The organism is Kribbella sp. NPDC051952 (assembly GCF_040680855.1).
In the GTDB taxonomy this organism is placed as follows: Bacteria; Actinomycetota; Actinomycetes; order Propionibacteriales; family Kribbellaceae; genus Kribbella.
Genome location: NZ_JBFAXQ010000005.1, coordinates 61,423 through 81,589 on the forward strand (window position 1 = coordinate 61,423; position 20,167 = coordinate 81,589).

Genomic DNA, 20,167 nt, shown 5'->3' on the forward strand with positions numbered 1-20,167 from the left:
GACCCGATTGATTAGATGCATTCCGTGTCCAGGTTCCGGATGTATCCGACTGCAGCGCAACAGCCAGCACTGCTGGAGCAGTGCAGGCATGCCAGGTATGTATGGAACCTGGCCCTGGAGCAGTGGGCGATGTGGACCCGCGACAAAGGTGCTACGCCGGGGTACACCGAACAATGTCGCCAATTGACCGAAGCGCGAATCTCGTTCAGTTGGCTGCGGTCCGGATCGCAGACCGTGCAACAGCAGGCGTTGCGTGACTTCGACCGGGCGGTGAAGAATTTCTATACCGGGACTCGCAAGCGACCGAAGTGGCGCAAGGCGGCCCTGCACGAAGGTTTCCGGATCGTTGGCCGCCAAGCCCGCCGGATCGTGAACCTGAGCCGCAAGTGGGCAGCGGTCAACGTACCGAAGGTCGGCTGGGTCCGCGTCCGGCTCTCGCGTGCCGTTCCCAACGCCAGGTCGTATCGGGTGACGCTTGACCGCGCTGGCCGCTGGCACATAGCGTTCGCCGCCATCCCACCACCGCTTCCGGCACCGGGCACTGGTCAGATCATCGGCCTGGACCGCGGGGTGACGGTGTCTGCGGCGCTGTCCAACGGCGAACTGCTGACGTGTCCCAAGCTGACGAGCCGTGAGGAGGATCGACTCACCAGCCTGCAGCGCCGTCTGTCTCGATGCCGTCGCGACTCCAAGCGTCGTCGGCGAGTGAAGACGGCGATCGCCAAGCTGTACGCCCGGGCTCGCGACCGCCGCATGGACTGGGTGGAGAAGACCAGCACCGACCTTGCCCGCCGGTTCGACGTCATCCGCGTCGAGGATCTGCGCATCGCGCAGATGACCAAGCGGCCCAAACCCAAACCCGACGGCGAAAAGCCAGGTAGCTACCTCCCCAACCGTCGCCGTGCTAAAGCCGGACTCAGCCGACGCATCCTGGCCAACGGTTGGGGCGCCTTGGTACGTCGCCTGGCAGACAAGGCTCCCGCACGAGTCGAGAAGGTCAACCCCGCGTACACCTCGCAGACCTGCAGCGTCTGCGGGCATTGCGCACCGGAAAACCGCAAGAGCCAAGCGGTGTTCCGGTGCGTAGCCTGCAGACATCAGGCGCATGCGGACGTGAACGCGGCAGTCAACATCGCGGCCGGACGGGCCGTCAGCGCACGCCGAGAGACGCCAATTCGGGTCCCGCCGAAGCGTGAACCTCAACTGTCTACCTCCACGTAGTAGTTGGAATCCCTGTTCATCACGGCGGGGAGGACGTCAATTGAACGTGGCGTAGAGGGCCGACACCCCGACGTACTTCGAAACCCGCGGCTCGATCTTCGCCGAGTGCAGGTACGCGTTCGACTTGGTGTACAGCGGGATCAGCGGCAGGTCCTCGAGCGCGATGTCCTCGGCCTGCTGGTAGAGCTTGATCGCCTTGTCCTGGTCCGGCTCGGCGTCACCCTTGGCCAGTACGGCGTCCAGCGCGGGGTTGCTGTAGCCGGCGAAGTTCGCGTCACCGTTGGACTTGAACATCGGGGTCAGGTAGTCCTCGATCGACGGGTAGTCGTGACCCCAGCCGCCGAACCGCAGGCCGTCCAGCTTGCGGCTGTCGGCCAGTTCGGTGATCTCCGAGCCCTGCTTGCCGGTGTACTTGACGGTCAGGCCGAGGTTCTGCCGCAGCATGTTGCCGATCGCCTCGGCGAAGATCTGCCCGGTCGCCGACGTGGTGCTGTAGCTGATGTTGACCGGACCGGAGAATCCGCCGGCCTCCTGCAGCAGCTGCTTGGCCTTGGCCGCGTCGAAGTCGCAGTATTTGCAGGCGTTGTCGCGGTAGCCGTTGATATCCGGCGCGATCAGGCCCTTGGCCGGCTCCGACAGCCCGACCAGGTCGGCGAACGCCTTGCGGTCGATCGCCAGCGAGAACGCGTGCCGCAGCTTCGGGTTCTTGTACCGGGTGTCCCAGGCCGGGAACACCAGGTAGTTCGCGCCGGAGCTGACGCTGGTCACCCACTGATCGGGGGCGTCGTTCTTGAAGCTCTGCACCTTGGTCGACGGCACGTCGGTGAAGTCGACGTTGCCGGCCAGGAACTCGTTGTACGCCGTGTCCGCGTTCGGGATGAACCGGTAGGTGATCGAGTCCGCCTCGGGCGCGTTCGGGCCCTTGTAGCCGTCCCACTTCGCCAGCTTGATGTCGTCACCGGCGTTCCAGTCGGCAGCCAGCTTGTACGGGCCGTTGCCGATCGGCTTGCGCTTGTACGCGTCCGGGTTCTTCCGCACCTCTTCCGGCAGCGGGGCCAGGCCGAGGTACTGCAGGGTCAGGCCGAACTGCGAGAACGGCACTTTGAGCTTGACCGAGAAGGTCAGGTTGTCGATCAGCTTCAGGCCGCTCATCGTCTTCACCGAGGTCGGCTTCGGCGTGGCGCCGTCCGGGGTCGGCGGGTTCAGCGCGTCGTACCCCTCGACCTTGGAGAAGAAGCCGTTGTTCTTCCAGGCGTTCGAGCCCTCGGCGGTCATGTTCCAGCTGTCCACGTAGTCCTTCGCGGTCAGCGGCTGGCCGTTCTGGAACGTGTTGCCCGGTTTGAGCTTGATCGTCCAGGTCTGGCTGGTCTTGTCCGGTGTGACCGAGTCGGCCAGCACGTTGACGGTCTTGCCCGAGTTCGGGTCGGTGGTCACCAGCGGGGCGAACATCGCCATCGCGATCTGGATCCCCGGACTGCCGTTCTCGTTCAGCGGGTTGATGTACTCCAGCGGGTCGGCGGCGATCGCGATGATCTCGCTCTTCGCACCACCGTCGCCACCGGAGCCGCCACTGGACTTTCCGTCTCCACAGGAGGCGAGCACCAGCGCTAGGCCGAGTGCCGCCCCCACTACCCCAGTCAGACGTCGCACGGTCAAACCAACTTCCTCGGCGGGAGGGCCGCTAGGCGGGCGGATCAAGCGTCATGGTGGCTGGTCGAAACTGCGCATGTCAACGTTGTCAGGCGCAAAGCGGCGGCGCGTAACGTGAGCGTTACTTTTCCAAGACCTCAGACGACCAGGCCACCATCCCGAAGGATCCGCCCACCTTAATCACAACAGTGCCCCCAAGTCATCAGACCTCACCCCAGATCCCACCCAATTCCCATGTGCGCACAAATGCGCACATGGGCACTCGGCCGTGTAAACGACTGATCACTGACAGCCAGCGACCTGAAGCGCGCGGAGCCCGCGGTTAGTTCGGCGGGATGTTTTGGTTCAGGTGGAAGAGGTTGGTGGGGTCGTATTTTTGTTTGAGGGACTGGAGGCGGTTGTAGGTTGACGGGCCGTAGGCGGAGCGGATGCGGGCGGGGCCTTCGTCGGTGAGGAAGTTGACGTAGACGCCGGACTGGTGTGGCTCCATCGCCCGTGAGGACTCACGGACCCAGTCCTGTTGTGCGTCGAATCCTTCCGGACCGGGAGTCGCGCCGACGAAGTTGAAGGTGTGTCCACTGGTCCGGCCGCCGAACGCCGTACTGTCCGCAGGCACCCGGGAGATCGCGCCGCCGAGCTGGAAGATCGGGTACGACGTGTACGGCGAATCGATCGCGAGACCACGCTCGACGGCGATGTCGATCACCTCGTCGGTCAGCTCGCCGACGTCACACGCGCGCATGTAGTACCACCGGCCGCGCGGGAAGCTCGGGTCGAGCATCGACTGCAGGGAGAGGAACGGTCGCGCCGTACACAGGTCCAGCAGCGGCGGCGCGAACGCCTTCAGCGGCGCGACCACCCGCTCACCGTCCTCGATCGAACCGCAGTAGTTCACGACCATCGCGACCACCGGCCGACCGTGCAGCTCGGCCGGGATGGTCGGTACGGCCGGGAGCCAGCGGTGGATGATCGCGGTGGTCAGTTCGTCGGGTACGTCGGTGATCCAGTCCCGGTAGAAGCGCAGCAGCTCCGGCGACCGGTCCATCGGCCACGCGAGCAGACCGCCGTACACGATCGGCCCGACCGGGTGCAGCCGGAACTCGAACTCGGTGACGATCCCGAAGTTCCCACCGCCGCCGCGGATCCCCCAGAACAGGTCGGGGTTGACGTCCTCGCTCGCGGTCACCAGCTCGCCCTCGGCGGTGACCACATCGACCGAGAGCAGGTTGTCGATGCTCAGCCCGTACTTGCGCATCAACCAGCCGATACCGCCGCCCAGCGTCAGCCCGGCCAGACCGGTATGGGTGACGATGCCGGACGGCGTGGCCAGTCCGAACGCCTGCGTCTCCCGATCGAGCTCTCCCAGCAGCACACCCGCCTGCGCCCGAGCGGTACGCCGGACCGGATCGACCCGGATGCCCTTCAAGAGCGCCAGATCCAGCAGGATGCCACCGTCACAGGTCGAGTGACCGGGGAAACTGTGGCCGCCACCGCGGATCGCGACCGGCCCACCGGTACGACGGGCGTACGCGAGCGCCGACCGGATGTCGGCCACCCCGGTACATCGCGCGATCAGTCCGGGCCGACGGTCGATCGACCCGTTCCAGACCTTCCGCAGGTCGTCGTACGCCGGTTCGCCCGGATGGACCAGCTCGCCGCGGAAGTCGTCGTCCAGTGCCTGAATTTCCGGAGTTGTCGTGCTCATGCCTGCCCCCAAGCCTCTCCCCCAGGCCTTCTCCGTCAGTTTCCTCCTGACGGTCCGGGGTGTCGAGGTGCTCAGAGGTCGAAGGCGGTGGTGTCTTCGTCGAAGGGGCCCATGACGGTGAGGGCGGGGGTGCCGGCGTAGAGCTCGGCGGCGAGCTGGGTGACGTCGTCGAGAGTGACGGAGTCGATGCGGTGCAGGATGTCGTCGACGGTGGGGAGTTCGCCGTAGACGAGTTCGGCCTTGGCGATCCGGGTCATCTTGGCGCCGGTGTCTTCCAGGCCCATCACGACCGAGCCGCGCATCTGGCCCTTGCCCCGCAGGAGTTCGTCGGGGGTGATGTTGCCGTTGGCAATCGACTTGAGTTCGCCACGGACGACGTCGAGGACCTCGGTGGCCTTCTTCGGCAGGCAACCGGCGTACACACCGACCATGCCGGCGTCGGCGTACGCCGAACCGAAGGTGAAGACCGAGTACGCCAGACCGCGCTTCTCCCGGACCTCCTGGAACAGCCGCGACGACATCCCGCCGCCGACGATCCCGTGCAGTACGCCGGCCACGTACCGGCGCTCGTCGTTGCGGACCAGGCCCGGCATCCCCATCACCAGGTGCGCCTGCTCGACGTCACGGTGATGGACCTGCACGCCGCCGTACGTCGGAACCCGCCGGGCGGAGGCGCGCCGTACCGGAGCCGGCTCGGCCTCGGCGGTCACCCAGTGGCGCTCGAACGCCTTGCGGACCAGGCGAACGACGTCGGAGTGCTCGACGTTGCCGGCGACCGAGACGACGATGTTGGAGGGCTTGTAGCGGCGCCGGTACCAGCCGACGACCTGCTGGCGGGTCAGCCCGGCCACGGACTCGGGTGAACCGGTGATCGAGCGGCCGAGCGGGGACTTGCCCCAGAGTTGCTCGGCGAACAGATCGTGGATGTGGTCCGACGTCTCGTCGGCGTGCATCGCGATCTCTTCGTCGATCACGTCGCGCTCACTCTCGACGTCCACGCCGGTCAGCGTGGCGGAGGTGATCATATCGCAGATGACGTCGACCGCGAGCGGAAGGTCGGAGTCCAGCACCCGCGCGTAGTAGCACGTGTACTCCTTGCCGGTGAAGGCGTTCATCTCGCCGCCGACCGCGTCGATCGCGGCGGAGATCTCGAGCGCGTCGCGGCGCTCGGTGCCCTTGAACAACAGGTGTTCGAGGAAGTGTGTGGCGCCGGCCAGCTGCTCCGGCTCGTCCCGGGAACCGACGCCGACCCAGACGCCGAAGGTCACCGACCGGAAGCCCGGGACGGACTGGGACAGCACACGGAGCCCGGAGGGCAGGATGGTCCGTTTGACCGGACCACCCGCCTCCGGGCTCAGCAGTGTGCTGGTGGTTGCTCGAATCACTCTGCGGACTCGGCAGCCTTCTCTTCAGACTTCTCGTCGCCCTCGATGACCGGGATCAGCGACAGCTTGCCGCGGTCGTCGATCTCGGCGATCTCGACCTGGAGCTTCTGGCCGACCGAGAGCACGTCCTCGACCGCCTCGACCCGCTTGCCACCGGCCAGCGGACGCAGCTTGCTGATGTGCAGCAGGCCGTCCTTGCCCGGCAGCAGGCTGATGAACGCACCGAAGTTGGTCGTCTTCACGACCGTACCCAGGTAGCGCTCGCCCTTCTCCGGCATGGTCGGGTTCGCGATCGCGTTGATCGCTGCCCGCGCCGCCTCGGCCGACGGACCGTCGGTCGCGCCGATGTAGACGGTGCCGTCGTCCTCGATCGAGATGTCGGCGCCGGTGTCCTCGGTGATCTGGTTGATCATCTTGCCCTTCGGGCCGATGACCTCGCCGATCTTGTCGACGGGGACCTTCACCGAGATGACCCGCGGTGCGAACTCGCTCATCTCACCCGGCGCGTCGATGGCCTTGGCCATCACGTCCAGGATCGTCAGCCGCGCGTCCTTGGCCTGCGTCAGCGCACCGGCCAGCACGCTGGCCGGGATGCCGTCCAGCTTGGTGTCCAGCTGCAGGGCGGTGACGAAGTCCTTCGTACCGGCGACCTTGAAGTCCATGTCGCCGAACGCGTCCTCGGCGCCGAGGATGTCGGTCAGCGCGACGAACTCCTCCTTGCCGTCGACCTCACCGGAGATCAGACCCATCGCGATACCGGCGACCGGGGCCTTCAGCGGCACACCGGCGGACAGCAGCGACAGGGTGGAGGCGCAGACCGAGCCCATCGAGGTGGACCCGTTCGAGCCGAGCGCCTCGGAGACCTGACGCAGCGCGTACGGGAAGTCCTCGCGCGACGGCAGCACCGGCACCAGGGCCCGCTCGGCCAGCGCGCCGTGACCGATCTCGCGACGCTTCGGCGAACCGACCCGGCCGGTCTCACCGGTCGAGTACGGCGGGAAGTTGTAGTTGTGCATGTACCGCTTGCGCGTCTCCGGGGAGAGCGTGTCCAGCTGCTGCTCCATCCGGAGCATGTTCAGCGTGGTGACACCCATGATCTGGGTCTCGCCGCGCTCGAACAGCGCCGAACCGTGCACCCGCGGGAGCACCCGCACCTGGGCCTTGAGCGGCCGGATGTCGGCCAGCCCGCGGCCGTCCATGCGGATCTTCTCCGTCAGCACGCGCTGCCGGACCAGCTTCTTGGTCAGCGAGCGGAAGGCTGCGGACAGCTCCTTCTCGCGGCCCTCGAAGTCGGCAGCCAGCTTCTCCACCGTGGCGGCCTTGACCGCGTCGGTGGCGTCGTCACGCTCGTGCTTGCCGGCGATGGTCAGCGCCTGGGCGAGCTCCTCGGTCGCGGAAGCCTCGACCGCGGCGAACGCGTCGTCCTGGTAGTCCGGGAAGACCGGGAACTCACCGGTCGGCTTCGCGGCCCGCGCGGCCAGGTCGGCCTGCGCCTCGACCAGGGTCTTGATGAACGACTTGGAGGCCTCGAGGCCCTCGGCGACGATCTCCTCGGTCGGCGCCTGGACACCGGCCGCGACCTTGTCGAAGGTGGTCGGGGTCGACTCGGCCTCGACCATCATGATCGCGACGTCACCGGTCTCGGTCACGCGACCGGCCACGACCATGTCGAAGACGGCGTCCTCGAGCTCGGTGTGGGTCGGGAACGCCACCCACTGGCCGTTGATCAGCGCGACGCGGACGCCGCCGATCGGGCCGGAGAACGGCAGGCCGGCCAGCTGGGTCGACATCGACGCGGCGTTGATCGCGAGGACGTCGTACAGCTTGTCGGGGTTGAGCGCCAGGACCGTGATGACGACCTGGATCTCGTTCCGCAGGCCGGACACGAACGACGGCCGCAGCGGGCGGTCGATCAGCCGGCAGGTCAGGATGGCCTCCTCGGAAGGACGACCCTCCCGGCGGAAGAACGAGCCCGGGATGCGACCGGCGGCGTACATCCGCTCCTCGACGTCCACCGTCAACGGGAAGAAGTCGAACTGGTCCTTGGGCTTCTTGCTGGCCGTGGTGGCCGAAAGCACCATCGTGTCGCCGTCGAGGTAGGCGGCGGCGGATCCCGCGGCCTGCTGGGCCAGACGGCCCGTCTCGAAGCGGATGGTGCGGGTGCCGAAGCTGCCGTTGTCGAGGACGGCTTCAGCGAACTCTGCGCCCTCCATGGGCGCGTTTGTGGATCCCGACACGGGATACCCCTCTCTCACAGTGTGACGACTGCGAGGCGCGAGCTTGCGGGGTGCCGGTCTTCGATCGAGGCCCGCGGGTGTCGTGCCAAAGAATCTGGTCAGTACCCGAAAGCCACTACCGAGGACCGGTCGTCCTCCCGCCACGCGCTTCGCGTCGCCTCGTACGTCTTGCGTGCTTTCTATTCAGTTGTGACCCACGCCCTTGAACGTGCACAGGGCGTGGATACGCGAGGAGCGGCCACCCGAGCTCGGGGGCCGCTCCTCACGACGTCATCGGCGGAGGCCGAGCCGCTCGATCAGGGACCGGTAGCGGTTGATGTCCTTCTTCGCCAGGTAGTTCAGCAGCCGGCGGCGCTGGCCGACGAGCAGCAGCAGGCCACGACGGCTGTGGTGGTCGTGCTTGTGCTCCTTGAGGTGCTCGGTCAGGTGCGCGATGCGGTGCGTCAGCAGCGCAACCTGGACCTCGGGAGACCCGGTGTCACCCTCGGTCAGGGCGTACTCACCCATGATCTTCTTCTTCGTGGCGGCATCAACAGATGACACGGAGTTCCTCTCGATTTCCGTTGCGCGGCGCACCGGGGCATTCTTCACCCGAGCACTCTCAGTCCGCGGCCGTTCAGACGGCAGCAGCCAGGGTATCAGTCCGTGGACGCGTCACCCTAATTCCCCGTAAGGATACGTCGCGCTCCGTCGACATCGGCTTTCATCTGCACGAGCAGCTCGTCGATCGTCTCGAAGCGGATCTGGGTTCCGCGCAGCCGGGAGACGAAATCCACCGCGATCTTCGCGCCGTACAGCTCCAGGTCGTCGCGATCCAGTACGTACGACTCCACCCGCCGGTCCACGCCGTCGAAGGTGGGGTTGCTGCCGACGCTGATCGCCGCCGGCAGGGGTTCGTCGTACGCCGGAGCTCCGGGGGCGGGCTCGAGGACAGTCAGCCAGCCTGCGTACACGCCGTCGACCGGGATCGCGGCGGCCGGGTCGGCGGGGATGTTCGCGGTCGGGTAGCCGAGCTCACGGCCCCGCTTGTCCCCCTCCACGACCACGCCGGTGACCCGCAGCGGCCGTCCGAGCGCCTCGGCGGCGGCCTCGACGTCGCCCTCGGCGATCCGCTCCCGGATGTACGTCGACGACCACGGCTGCTCGCCGCCCGCCAGGCTCAGGCCCTCGACCTGGAAGCCCGCCTCGGCACCGGCTGCGATGAGCGTGTCCACGTGCCCGGCGGCCCGATGGCCGAAGCGGAAGTTCTCGCCGACCACGACCGCCTTCGCGTGCAACGCCCGGACCAGCACGCGGTCGATGAACTCCTCCGGCGGCCAGCCGGCGACCTCTTTGGTGAACGGGAGGATCAGTACGGCGTCGGCGCTGTACCGGGTCAGCAGCTCGGCGCGCTCCTCGGCGCGGCTGAGCATCGCCGGCGCCCGGTCCGGCCGCAGCACCATCACCGGGTGCGGGTCGAACGTGAGCGCGACGACCGGGAGCCCACCGAGCTCGGACGCCAGCGTCTTGGCGTGCGCGAGCACCTCCTGATGCCCTCGGTGTACGCCGTCGAAGTTGCCGATGGTGACGACCGTCGGCCCGAATTCCGGGCTCACCTGGTCCAAACCGTGCCAGACACGCATGACAGCAGGATTCCATGCCGCGTTTCGAATTCGCGCGGCAGGTCCACGATCACCCCTTGTGATCGGGCGGTAACTCAACTTAGGGTGGGCCCGGCACAGCCAAGCCTGGGGAGGTCCTGTGAAGCTTCGACGCCTGGTCGCAGCCTGCGCATCGCTGGTTCTGGTCGGCACTTTGCCGGTGGCCAATGCGTCGGCGGCACCTACCTTCAGGCACTACGTCGCGCTCGGGGACTCCTATACGTCGGCGCCGCTGGTGCCCTTGCCGGATCTGCTCTCGCTCGGGTGCGTGCGCTCGTACAGCAACTATCCGAAGATGCTCGCGATCGCTCTCCGGGTGCACAGCTTCACCGACGCGAGCTGTGGTGGCGCAGACACCACGAACATGACGCAGCCGCAGAGCACGCCGATCGGGACGGCCGCGCCGCAGTTCGACGCGCTGACGCCGGACACGGACCTGGTCACGCTCGGGATCGGCGGGAACGACTTCGGGGTGTTCGGGGACATCGTCGGCACCTGTCCGGGGCTGCGGGCCTCGGATCCGAGCGGGGCGCCGTGCAAGGCGCACTTCACGGTCGACGGTGTGGACACATTGAAGGCGAAGATCGCCGAGACGCAGACCCGGATCTCGATTGTTGTCCAAGGCATCAAAGCACGGTCGCCCAAGGCCACGATCCTGCTGATCGGGTACCCGAAGATCGCCCCGGAACACGGCACCTGTCCGTCCATCCTCCCATTCGCGGACGGCGACTACGGCTACCTGTACTCGATCGAGCAGGCATTGAACTCGGCCGTGTCCACAGCCGCTGCCGCAACCGGAGCGACGTACGTCGACACCTTCGGACCGTCGACCGGTCACGACGCCTGCGCACCGGACGGGCAGGCCTGGATCCAGGGCAAGGACATCAACCTGCTCCGCGCCCTCAACTACCACCCACGCTACGAAGGCCAGGCCGGCGTCGCATCGCTGACCTACAAGAAGCTGACCGGTGCGCCCGCTGTGGTGACCGCGGCCGAACAGTCCACCTGGGCGGCACACGCCCGTACGTTGGCGACGCAGGCCGCCGCCTCCCCCAAGGCCGTGAAGGCCTCCCTAGACCGCCTACGGACCAGCGCGCAACGCTGACCCTTTCCAATCCGTACGGCGGACCCCGGGCCGAGCCACCTCACGCGTGGCCCGGCCCGGCGGTATTCAGAGCCGGTCCGTCAGGTCCGTGAGGGCCTGGCCCAGTGGGAGGTTGACCCGGTGGGTGGCGTACGGGTCGCCGCGGGTCAGGCCCTGGTTGATGATCAGGACCGGCGTACCGGACTTGGCGGCGTGGCGGACGAAGCGGAAGCCGGACATCACCGTGAGGGACGAGCCGAGGACGAGGACGGCGTTCGCGTCGTCGATCAGGTCGTAGCAGCGCTCGACCCTGGACTTCGGGACGTTCTCACCGAAGAAGACCACGTCTGGTTTGAGTACGCCGGTCCGGCAGGTCGTGCAGTCGACCAAGTGGAAGCTGCTGACCGCTTCGGCTGGGAGTTCGGCGTCGCCGTCGGGGTTGATCCGGGTGACCTCGGCCTCGAACGTCTCGTTGGCCGCACGCAGGCGACGGTCGAGTGCTTCGCGGGCTGACGTCGTACCGCATTGCAGGCAGATGACTCGGTCGAGGTTGCCGTGGAGCTCGATCACGTTCTTGGCGCCGGCGGCTTGGTGCAGGCCGTCGACGTTCTGGGTGATCAGGCCGCTCAGGTACCCGCGGGCTTGGAGGGCGGCGACGGCTCGGTGGCCGTCGTTCGGGTCCGCTCGGGCGATCGTCCGCCAGCCGAGGTGGCTGCGTGCCCAGTACCGTTGCCGGCCCGACTCACTCGCCACGAAGTCGCCGTACGTCATCGGCGTGTGGGTCCGCAGACTGCCCGTCTCGCCCCGGTAGTCCGGGATGCCCGACTCCGTGGAGATCCCAGCCCCACTCAGTACGACGACTCCCCCACCGGCCACGATCTCCGCAACCGCCCCCACGTCGGCGGCCCCGGGCGCCAACGCCAGAACCTCAGGCCCAGGAGCCCACTCCAAAGTAGGACGAGAACGCACCCCACCAGGATAGAACGCGGGGAAAGCCGGTGTGGGTCAGTCGACCCGGGGTGGGCCGGCTTTGAGGCGGCGTTCTGCGGACTCGCGGGTTGTGGTGGACCAATCGGCGTCGATCCACCAGGTGGCGCCGGCTTCGGCCCACGGGCGGACGGTGTCGGCTGCCTTCGGGTCGTCGGCGGAGGTGGTGCCTTCGGCGACCACGTCGTACCCGTCCATCGTCAAGCCGTGCGTGGCGCGCTCGGCTCGGATCCAGGCGACGCCTTCGGCGAGGAGCTCTGGGGTCAGGTCACCTGGTTCGCTGCCGGGCGGGACGATGTAGTTCGGCAGCCAGCCGTCCTGGAGGGCGGCTCGGCGCATCGACTTCGGGCGCGGCCAGGCGCCGACCACCCAGGTCGGGATTCGCGGCTGCTGCACCGGCGGTGGTGGTGCGGGTGGTTCGAGGTTCGCGACCTTCTTGGAGCGGTAGTGCCGGCCGGCGAACTCGAACGGCTCGTCGCGCCACAGGTACGGCAGCATCTCCAGCGACTCGTCCATCAGCTCGGCCCGGACCTTCCGCCCCGGATCCTCCTCGAACAACCAGAACCGCTCGTCCCCCGCCACCCCGAGCCCGACCGCCAGGATCACCCGCCCGTTGCTCAGGTTGTCCACGGTCGACGTCTGCCCGGCCACGTCCCACGGTTTCCGTCGCGGCAACGGCGTCAGCATCGTCCCCAGCCGAATCCGCTCGGTCGTCATCGCAGCGGCACCGAGCATCACCCAGGCGTCGATCCCCCAGATGGACTCCCACACGAAGAATCCGTCCCAGCCATGCTCCTCAGCCAACGCTGCCAACTCAGCCGCGTCCCGCGCATCCCCAGCCGCCATTACGAAGCCATATCTCATCCCCCGACGGTAGAACTTCCCACCGACAAAACCGGACCCCACAGATCCGTCTGGAACGATGTCGGGTCATGAGTACCGTCGGAGGACCGGACTGTCTGCTGGTGACGGGGATGCCCGGAGCCGGCAAGTCGACCGTGACCAGGCTGGTCGCCCAGCGGCTGGAGCGTTCCGCCCGGCTCGGCGGCGACGAGGTCAACGCGATGATCGTCAACGGCTTCGTCTGGGCACTAGGCGAGCCCGCCGACGAAGCAATGCGCCAGGTGGAGCTACTCCACCGCAACCTCTGCGCGCTGGCGAGCAACTTCTGCGACGCCGGATTCACGCCGCTGATCGACGCGATGATCCCTTCCCGCGAGAGGCTCGACTTCTTCCTCGAACTCCTCGCCCCACGCCGGCTCCTGTTCATCGTCCTCGCACCCGGCATCGACACCTGTCGATACCGCAACACGATCAGAGACCCCGGCGAACGCTTCGACTTCGACGGCTACGACAACCTCGAAGCCACCATGAAACGCGAACTGGGCAACGTCGGCTGGTGGTTCGACACCGCGACCCTCACCCCAGAGCAGACCGCCGACCGCATCCTCCAGGAAGCACCCAGCCGCGCCCGCGTGAGCTCAGCTCACGAAGACGGCGGTGGGTTTGGCTAGGGGGCCGTGGGGTTCGTAGAGGGCCAGGAAGGTGCCGGTGGGGTCGAACATGGCGGTTTGGCCTGGTTCGAGTTTGAGGCCCGGCAGCGGACGGCCGGTGCGGATGGCGGCGGCCTGGTCGGCGTCGGCGTCGTACCGGGGAAAGGTGCCGGCGGCAACGGCTGCGATCGGGAGCCAGGCGAAGTCCTCGGCCAGCGACTCCAACGTATGTGCCGCCGACAGATCAAAAGCCCCGACCCGCGTACGACGCAACGCGGTGAGGTGGCCACCGACGCCAAGCTCAGCCCCGAGGTCCCGAGCCAGCGCACGGATGTACGTCCCACTCGAGCAGTCGACCGACACATCCACGTCGATCGCGTCAGCACCCACGCGTACGTCGAGGATGTCGTACCGCGACACCGTGACAGAGCGAGCCTTCAACTCGACCTCTTCACCGGCCCGAACCCGTTCGTACGCGCGTTTCCCGTCGACCTTGATCGCGGACACCTTCGACGGCACCTGCGAGATGTCTCCACGGAACCCAACCACCGCAGCGGCGATCGCCTCCGCCGTGACGCCCGCGACCGACGCCGTGGCCAGAACCGAGCCCTCGGCGTCGTCAGTCGTCGTGGTCGAGCCGAGCCGGATGGTCGCGTCGTACGACTTGTCCGCCAGCTGCAGGTGACCCAGCAGCCGGGTGGCGCGGTTGATGCCGACGACCAGGACGCCGGTGGCCATGGGGTCGAGTGTCCCCGCATGGCCGACCTTGCGCGTCCCGGCCAACCGACGGATCCGGGAGACGACAGTGTGCGACGTCATCCCGTCCGGCTTGTCGACGACAACGATGCCGTCGGACGCCGGCGTGAAGTCCATGCCGGTCACTCGGACTGGTCGTCCTCTTCGTCGTCCTTGCGCTTGTACGGGTCCGCGTCGCCGGCCGGCTTGGCGCCCGCGGCGGACTTGGCCACCTCGGCGTCGGCCTCGCGGGCCTTGGCCAGCAGCTCCTCGATCTGACCGGCAGTCTCCGGCACCGCGTCCAGGAAGAACGCGACGCTCGGGGTGTGCCGCAGGCCGAGGGCCTTGCCGACCTCACTGCGGATCAGACCGCGCGCCGACTCCAGTGCCGCCGCGGTCGATGCCCGCGCCTGCTCGTCGCCGTACACGGTGTAGAAGACGCTGGCTTCGCGCAGATCGCCGGTCAGCCGGGCGTCCGTCACCGTGACGAAACCCAGCCGGGGGTCCTTGACCCGGCGCTCGAGCAGCTCGGCGACGAGCACCTGGATCCGGTCGGCCAGCTGCTTCGCCCTTGCTTCACCCATCAGGGCTCACTCCCTCATTCATGAACAACGTCCGGAGAGGACATAGCCTCTCCGGACGTTACTCCGGTGACCCGGCACGGTTGCCGGGTCACCGTCTTCGGATCAGTTGCGCGGCTTCTCGCGAAGCTCGAAGGCCTCGACGACGTCGCCGATCTTGATGTCGTTGTAGCCGTTGATGGTCAGACCACACTCGAAGCCCTCGCGGACCTCGGACGCGTCGTCCTTGAACCTCTTCAGCGACGACAGCTCGCTGTTGTCGACGACCACCGCTCCGTCCCGGATCAACCGGACCTTCGCGTTGCGCTTCAACAGGCCACTGGTCACCCAGCAACCGGCGATGTTGCCCACCTTCGAGGAGCGGAAGATCTCGCGGATCTCCGCCTGGCCCAGCGTGACTTCCTCGTAGATCGGCTTGAGCATGCCCTTCAGGGCCGCCTCGATGTCGTCGATCGCCGCGTAGATGACCGAGTAGTACCGGACATCGACGCCCTCGCGCTCGGCCAGGTCACCGGCCTTGCCCGCCGGCCGCACGTTGAAGCCGATGATGACGGCGTTCGACGCGATGGCCAGGTTGACGTCGTTCTCGTTGATCGCACCGACGCCGCGGTCGATGACGCGGAGGTTGACCTCGTCGCCGACCTCGATCCGGACCAAGGCGTCTTCCAGTGCCTCGACCGAACCGGACACGTCACCCTTGAGGATGAGCAGCAGCTCCTGCGTCTCGCCCTTCTCCATCGAGGCCATGAAGTCCTCGAGGGTCCGGCGCGCACGACGCTTGGCGTTGGCTGCCGCCCGGGCGCGGGCTTCGCGCTTCTCGGCGATCTGCCGTGCCCTGCGGTCGTCGTCGACGACCAGGAACTTGTCACCCGCACCTGGTACGGCGGTCAGACCGAGCACCAGCACCGGACGCGACGGGGTCGCCTCCTCGACGGGGTCGCCGTGCTCGTCGAGCATGGCCCGGACCCGGCCGTACGCCGGTCCCGCCACCATCGAGTCGCCGACCCGCAGCGTGCCGCGCTGAACCAGCACGGTCGCCACCGGGCCACGGCCCTTGTCGAGGTTGGCCTCGATCGCGATGCCCTGGGCCGGCATGTTCGGGTTGGCCCGCAGGTCCAGCGCCGCGTCCGCGGTCAGGATGACACCCTCGAGCAGCCCGTCGATGTTGATCCGGGACTTCGCCGAGACGTCGACGAACATCGTGTCGCCGCCGTACTCCTCCGGCACCAGGCCGTACTCGGTCAGCTGACCGCGCACCTTGGCCGGGTCCGCACTCGGTACGTCGATCTTGTTCACCGCGACCACGATCGGGACGTTCGCCGCCCGGGCGTGGTTCAGTGCCTCGATCGTCTGCGGCATCACACCGTCGTCGGCCGCGACCACCAGGATGACGATGTCGGTGGCCTGCGCACCACGGGCACGCATGGCGGTGAACGCCTCGTGACCCGGGGTGTCGACGAAGGTGATGGCCCGCTGCTCGCCGTCGACCTCGGTCGTCACCTGGTACGCACCGATGTGCTGGGTGATGCCACCGGCCTCCTTGGCGACAACGTTCGCCTCGCGGACCGCGTCCAGCAGCTTGGTCTTACCGTGGTCGACGTGACCCATGACGGTCACCACCGGCGGCCGCTTGACCAGGTCGCCCTCGCCGCCTTCGTCGGTACCGAAGTCGATGTCGAACGACTGGAGCAGCTCGCGGTCCTCGTCCTCCGGGGACACGATCTGGACGTCGTAGTTCAGCTCGGTGGCGAGCAGCTGCAGCGTCTCCTCGTTGACCGACTGGGTCGCGGTCACCATCTCACCGAGGTGGAACAGCACCTGCACCAGCGACGCCGGGTCGACTCCGACCTTCTCGGCGAAGTCCGTCAGCGACGCACCACGGGCAAGGCGCACGACCTCGCCGTCACCGTGCTTGACGCGTACGCCGCCAACCGCCGGCGCCTGCATGTTGTCGAACTCCTGGCGCTTCGCCCGCTTCGACTTACGGCCACGGCGCGCCGGACCACCCGGACGCCCGAAGGCACCCTGCGTTCCGCCACGACCGCGGTTACCCGGACCGGGACGGCCACCGCCACCACCGGGCGGGCCGCTGGGGCCGCCACCGCCACCTGGGCGGAAGCCGCCACCGCCACCGCCGCCACCTGGGCGAGCGCCGGCACCCGGACCACCGGAGCCGCCACCGGGGCGACCACGGCCACCGCCGCCACCGCCTCCGCCGCCCCCACCGGGACCGGACGGGCGACCGGTGAACGTGCCGGCCGAGGACTTCGGCATCATCGCCGGGTTAGGACGCGGGGCGCCCGGCACACCACTCGGACGCGGCCGGTCGTTGCCCCGACCGCGGTCGTCACCACGGGACTGCGGCGGACGCGGCGCCATCCCGGCCGGGCTCGCACCCTGACCGGAGCCACCCTGTCCACCCTGGCCCGGGCGAGCGCCACCGCGCTGCATGCCCTGGGTCGAGCTGAACGGGTTGTTGCCCGGACGCGGCGCACCCGGACGCGGGCCACCGCCACCTTGGCCACCCGGACGCGGCGCACCTGGTCGCGGAGCACCGCCCGGACGTGGCGCACCACCCGGACGCGGCGCGGAGCTGGAGCCACCCGGACGCGGACCGTTGGAACCCGGTCCACCCGGACGCGGCCCAGGCCGGGCCGACGGCTCGGCGGCGGGACGCTGCTGGGACCGTGCGGCCGGCTGGGCCGGCGCAGGGCTCGGAGCGGGTGCGGCCGGCGCGGAAGCCGCAGCGGCCGGAGCCTCGAACGACGGCGCGGCCGCGGGGGCCTCCGTCTTCGCGGCCGGAACCTCGACCGCGGGAGCGGTCTCCTGCCGCGGCGCGGGCTTCGGGCCCGGACGCGGACCCGGCTTCACACCTGGGGTCGGGACTGCCTTGGCCGGAGCCGGAGCGGACTCCGCCTTCTCGGTCACCGGCGCCTCGGCGGCCGGAGCCTCAGCCTTGGCCGCGGGGGCCTCGACAGCTGGGGCAGGGGTCGCCGGCGCGGCCGGAGCGGGACGCTCGGCCGGCTTCGGTGCAGCCTTCGGGGTCGATTTCTGAGCCGGCTCGGCAGGCGCGACCGGTGCGGTCGCCTGCGGAGCGGCAGATGTACTTGCGGCAGCCTTCTTGGCCGCGCGCTTCTTCGGCGGGTTCTTCTCGAACTCCTCCGCCAACCGCCTCACGACTGGCGCCTCGATCGTCGAGGATGCCGACCGGACGAATTCGCCCATGTCGTTCAGTCTGGTGAGGACGACCTTGCTGGTAACTCCGAGCTCTTTCGCGAGCTCGTAGACCCGGACCTTTGCCACTACTCTCCCTCTGGTCCGAGCCTGGGCAAGGACCGTTAGTTGACGTACGTGCTCATCGCATTGCACTCATCGGTAGACACTCATCGAGTGGTCATGAGTCGATGACCCGCCTTCATGTCGTCGCGACTGGTGTCGCGGGCAGTCGGGTGACTGCCTTCTGCACTACTTTCCCTATCACGCTGCGCGATGTACTCCTGCAGCCCGGTCACATCGAGCGGCCCCGGGACCTTGAAGGCCCGTGGGAACGCCTTGCGCCGGACGGCCAGATCGAAACACTCGGCCACCGGGTGCAGATGCGCCCCACGGCCAGGCGCCCGACGATCGGGATCCGGAAGGACAAGTCCTCCGGACACCGTCATCCGCAGCAGGTCAATCGGACTGGACCGCTTCCGGCACCCGATACAGGTACGCTCCCGGGCCTTGCCAGGGCGCGCGTCTGTAGTCACTGTTGCGTGATCCTCGGGGTTTGGTTGCGACTCAGTCGACCGACCGAGAGATCAGTCTACCTTCTCGTCCTCACGAGTCACATCCGTATCCGGCCGGATGTCGATCCGCCACCCGGTCAGCCGGGCGGCCAGGCGGGCGTTCTGCCCTTCCTTGCCGATCGCGAGCGAGAGCTGGTAGTCGGGTACGACGACCCGCGCCGCACGTGCCGCGGCGTCCACAACCTCAACAGACGTAACCTGCGCCGGGGACAACGCATTCCCGACGAAGGTGGCCGGATCGTCGCTGTGGTCGATGATGTCGATCTTCTCGCCGTGCAGCTCGTGCATGATGTTTCGTACCCGCTGCCCCATCGGCCCGATGCAGGCACCCTTCCCGTTCACCGACGGATTCAGCGTCCGTACGGCGATCTTGGTCCGGTGACCGGCCTCCCGGGCGATCGCGGTGATCTCGACGGTTCCGTCGGCGATCTCCGGGACCTCGAGGGCGAACAGCTTCTTCACCAGGTTCGGGTGGGTCCGGCTGACCGTGATCTGCGGGCCCTTGAAGCCCTTGCGGACGCCGACCACGTACACGCGCAGCCGGGAGCCGTGCTCGTACTTCTCCCCCGGCACCTGCTCCGGCGCCGGCAGCACGGCCTCGATCTTGCCGAGGTCGACCATCACCGAGCGCGGGTCGCGACCCTGCTGGACCACGCCGGAGACGATGTCGCCCTCCTTGCCGGAGAACTCGCCGTACCGGACCTCGTCCTCGGCGTCGCGCAGCCGCTGCAGGATGATCTGCTTGGCCGTGGTGGCCGCGATCCGGCCGAAGTCGGCCGGGGTGTCGTCGTACTCGCGGGCCGTCGCGCCGTCCTCGCCGAGCTCCCGCGCGTACACGGTCACGTGGCCGGTCTTGCGGTCCAGCTCGACGCGGGCGTGCTGCTGCGCTCCCTCGGTCCGGTGGTACGCGACCAGCAGGGCCGCCTCGATCGCCTCGGCGACGACCTCGATGGCGATGTCTTTCTCTCGTTCCAAAGACCGCAGCACGGCCATGTCGATATCCATGTCAGTTCTCCTCCACCGTGCCGTCTGCGGCAGGTTCGTCGTTGCCGGCAGCCCGGTTGAATTCGATCTGGACCTTGGCCTTGGCGACATCGGCGTACGCGACCGACTGGGTCTTGCCGTCCACGTCCAGTTCGGCCGCCTCGTCGGAGGCGGACTTGATCCGGCCTGTCACCTTCCCGCCCTCGTTCAGCGTCACCGCGACGAGTCGCTTGACGTTGCGGCGCCAGTGCCGGGGCAGGGTGAGCGGCCGGTCGACGCCAGGGCTGGATACTTCCAGCGTGTAGGCGCCACCGCCCATGATGTCGTCGGTGTCCAGCGCCTTGGAGATGGCCCGGGTGACATCGGCGACGTCGTCCAGGTTGATCCCGCCGTCCCGGTCGACCAGGACGCGCAGCAACCGGCGTCGGCCGGCCGGCGCGAGGTCGGCGGCCTCCAGGTCGCAGCCGAACTGCTCGACGATCGGCCGCAGGAAGTTCTCGAGGCTCGTGGTGTCCGTGTGGTCAGTCCTTCGGCTCACAGGTTGACCTGCCTCTCTCTCCAGTTGTGCACCCGTTCCACCCCCGGCGGTCCGGCCGAGGGCAGTAGCCCACCATATCCGGCCGGTCGCAGTGTCCGCGTCACCGGCTCGTCCCAGGCCGGTCACCGGCGCGTCACCA

The 20,167-nt window shown here is 68.1% G+C and carries 17 protein-coding genes; 3 read left to right on the plus strand and 14 right to left on the minus strand.

Annotated features, from left to right (window positions below; translation table 11 throughout):
- The first annotated feature begins 15 nt into the window (after positions 1-15).
- Positions 16-1,221 (plus strand): transposase, encoded by a 1,206-nt coding sequence (locus tag AB0L70_RS11755; RefSeq protein ID WP_363682795.1) that lies wholly within the window; start codon positions 16-18, stop codon positions 1,219-1,221.
- A gap of 36 nt (positions 1,222-1,257) precedes the next feature.
- Here AB0L70_RS11755 and AB0L70_RS11760 read toward each other — a convergent pair whose 3' ends face one another.
- The 6 genes from AB0L70_RS11760 to AB0L70_RS11785 form a co-directional block, all read right to left on the minus strand.
- The gene (locus AB0L70_RS11760; protein WP_363682797.1) at positions 1,258-2,871 is read right to left on the minus strand and encodes an ABC transporter substrate-binding protein; all 1,614 of its coding nucleotides are present in this window, start codon (positions 2,869-2,871) and stop codon (positions 1,258-1,260) included.
- Positions 2,872-3,193: 322 nt separating this feature from the next.
- Positions 3,194-4,576, minus strand: a complete 1,383-nt coding sequence (locus AB0L70_RS11765) for an FAD-binding oxidoreductase (protein ID WP_363682799.1) — start codon at positions 4,574-4,576, stop codon at positions 3,194-3,196.
- 71 nt (positions 4,577-4,647) lie between these two features.
- Positions 4,648-5,961: a pitrilysin family protein gene (locus tag AB0L70_RS11770; RefSeq protein WP_363682801.1), complete on the minus strand. Its 1,314-nt coding sequence runs from the start codon at positions 5,959-5,961 to the stop codon at positions 4,648-4,650.
- Positions 5,958-8,174 carry a polyribonucleotide nucleotidyltransferase gene (locus AB0L70_RS11775; protein ID WP_363682803.1) on the minus strand — a complete coding sequence of 739 codons (2,217 nt, stop codon included), beginning with the start codon at positions 8,172-8,174 and terminating at the stop codon, positions 5,958-5,960. Before AB0L70_RS11775 ends, AB0L70_RS11770 begins: the two co-directional genes overlap by 4 nt.
- Before the next feature lie 294 nt (positions 8,175-8,468).
- Positions 8,469-8,741, minus strand: coding sequence for a 30S ribosomal protein S15 (rpsO, locus tag AB0L70_RS11780; RefSeq protein WP_130379758.1), 273 nt, complete (start codon positions 8,739-8,741; stop codon positions 8,469-8,471).
- Between the two features lie 116 nt (positions 8,742-8,857).
- Complete coding sequence (locus AB0L70_RS11785; protein WP_363682806.1) at positions 8,858-9,820, minus strand: bifunctional riboflavin kinase/FAD synthetase; 963 nt, start codon at positions 9,818-9,820, stop codon at positions 8,858-8,860.
- Between the two features lie 118 nt (positions 9,821-9,938).
- On the opposite strand from AB0L70_RS11785, the gene AB0L70_RS11790 reads away from it, so the two are divergent.
- Positions 9,939-10,943, plus strand: coding sequence for an SGNH/GDSL hydrolase family protein (locus tag AB0L70_RS11790; protein ID WP_363682808.1), 1,005 nt, complete (start codon positions 9,939-9,941; stop codon positions 10,941-10,943).
- A 66-nt stretch (positions 10,944-11,009) separates the two neighbouring features.
- On the opposite strand, the gene AB0L70_RS11795 is transcribed toward AB0L70_RS11790, so the two are convergent.
- Positions 11,010-11,891 carry an NAD-dependent protein deacetylase gene (locus AB0L70_RS11795; RefSeq protein WP_363682810.1) on the minus strand — a complete coding sequence of 294 codons (882 nt, stop codon included), beginning with the start codon at positions 11,889-11,891 and terminating at the stop codon, positions 11,010-11,012.
- A gap of 36 nt (positions 11,892-11,927) precedes the next feature.
- Positions 11,928-12,773 carry an LLM class flavin-dependent oxidoreductase gene (locus AB0L70_RS11800; RefSeq protein ID WP_363682812.1) on the minus strand — a complete coding sequence of 282 codons (846 nt, stop codon included), beginning with the start codon at positions 12,771-12,773 and terminating at the stop codon, positions 11,928-11,930.
- 68 nt (positions 12,774-12,841) lie between these two features.
- Here AB0L70_RS11800 and AB0L70_RS11805 point away from each other — a divergent pair, with 68 nt between their 5' ends.
- The gene (locus AB0L70_RS11805) at positions 12,842-13,423 is read left to right on the plus strand and encodes an AAA family ATPase (protein ID WP_363682814.1); all 582 of its coding nucleotides are present in this window, start codon (positions 12,842-12,844) and stop codon (positions 13,421-13,423) included.
- Here AB0L70_RS11805 and truB read toward each other — a convergent pair.
- The 6 genes from truB to rimP all read right to left on the minus strand — a co-directional run bounded on the left by truB (position 13,391) and on the right by rimP (position 20,028).
- Positions 13,391-14,275: a tRNA pseudouridine(55) synthase TruB gene (gene truB / locus AB0L70_RS11810; RefSeq protein ID WP_363682816.1), complete on the minus strand. Its 885-nt coding sequence runs from the start codon at positions 14,273-14,275 to the stop codon at positions 13,391-13,393. The two genes, AB0L70_RS11805 and truB, sit on opposite strands and share 33 nt — an antisense overlap.
- 5 nt (positions 14,276-14,280) lie before the next feature.
- On the minus strand, positions 14,281-14,721 hold the full coding sequence (gene rbfA / locus AB0L70_RS11815; RefSeq protein WP_363682818.1) for a 30S ribosome-binding factor RbfA: 441 nt from the start codon (positions 14,719-14,721) through the stop codon (positions 14,281-14,283).
- A gap of 102 nt (positions 14,722-14,823) precedes the next feature.
- Positions 14,824-18,021, minus strand: a complete 3,198-nt coding sequence (infB, locus tag AB0L70_RS11820) for a translation initiation factor IF-2 (RefSeq protein WP_363682820.1) — start codon at positions 18,019-18,021, stop codon at positions 14,824-14,826.
- 80 nt (positions 18,022-18,101) lie between these two features.
- The gene (locus AB0L70_RS11825) at positions 18,102-18,467 is read right to left on the minus strand and encodes a YlxR family protein (protein WP_363682822.1); all 366 of its coding nucleotides are present in this window, start codon (positions 18,465-18,467) and stop codon (positions 18,102-18,104) included.
- A 51-nt stretch (positions 18,468-18,518) separates the two neighbouring features.
- A complete protein-coding gene (nusA, locus tag AB0L70_RS11830) occupies positions 18,519-19,511 on the minus strand; it encodes a transcription termination factor NusA (RefSeq protein ID WP_363682824.1) in 993 nt (330 codons plus the stop codon).
- A 1-nt stretch (position 19,512) separates the two neighbouring features.
- A complete protein-coding gene (gene rimP, locus AB0L70_RS11835) occupies positions 19,513-20,028 on the minus strand; it encodes a ribosome maturation factor RimP (RefSeq protein WP_363682826.1) in 516 nt (171 codons plus the stop codon).
- Positions 20,029-20,167: the final 139 nt, after the last annotated feature.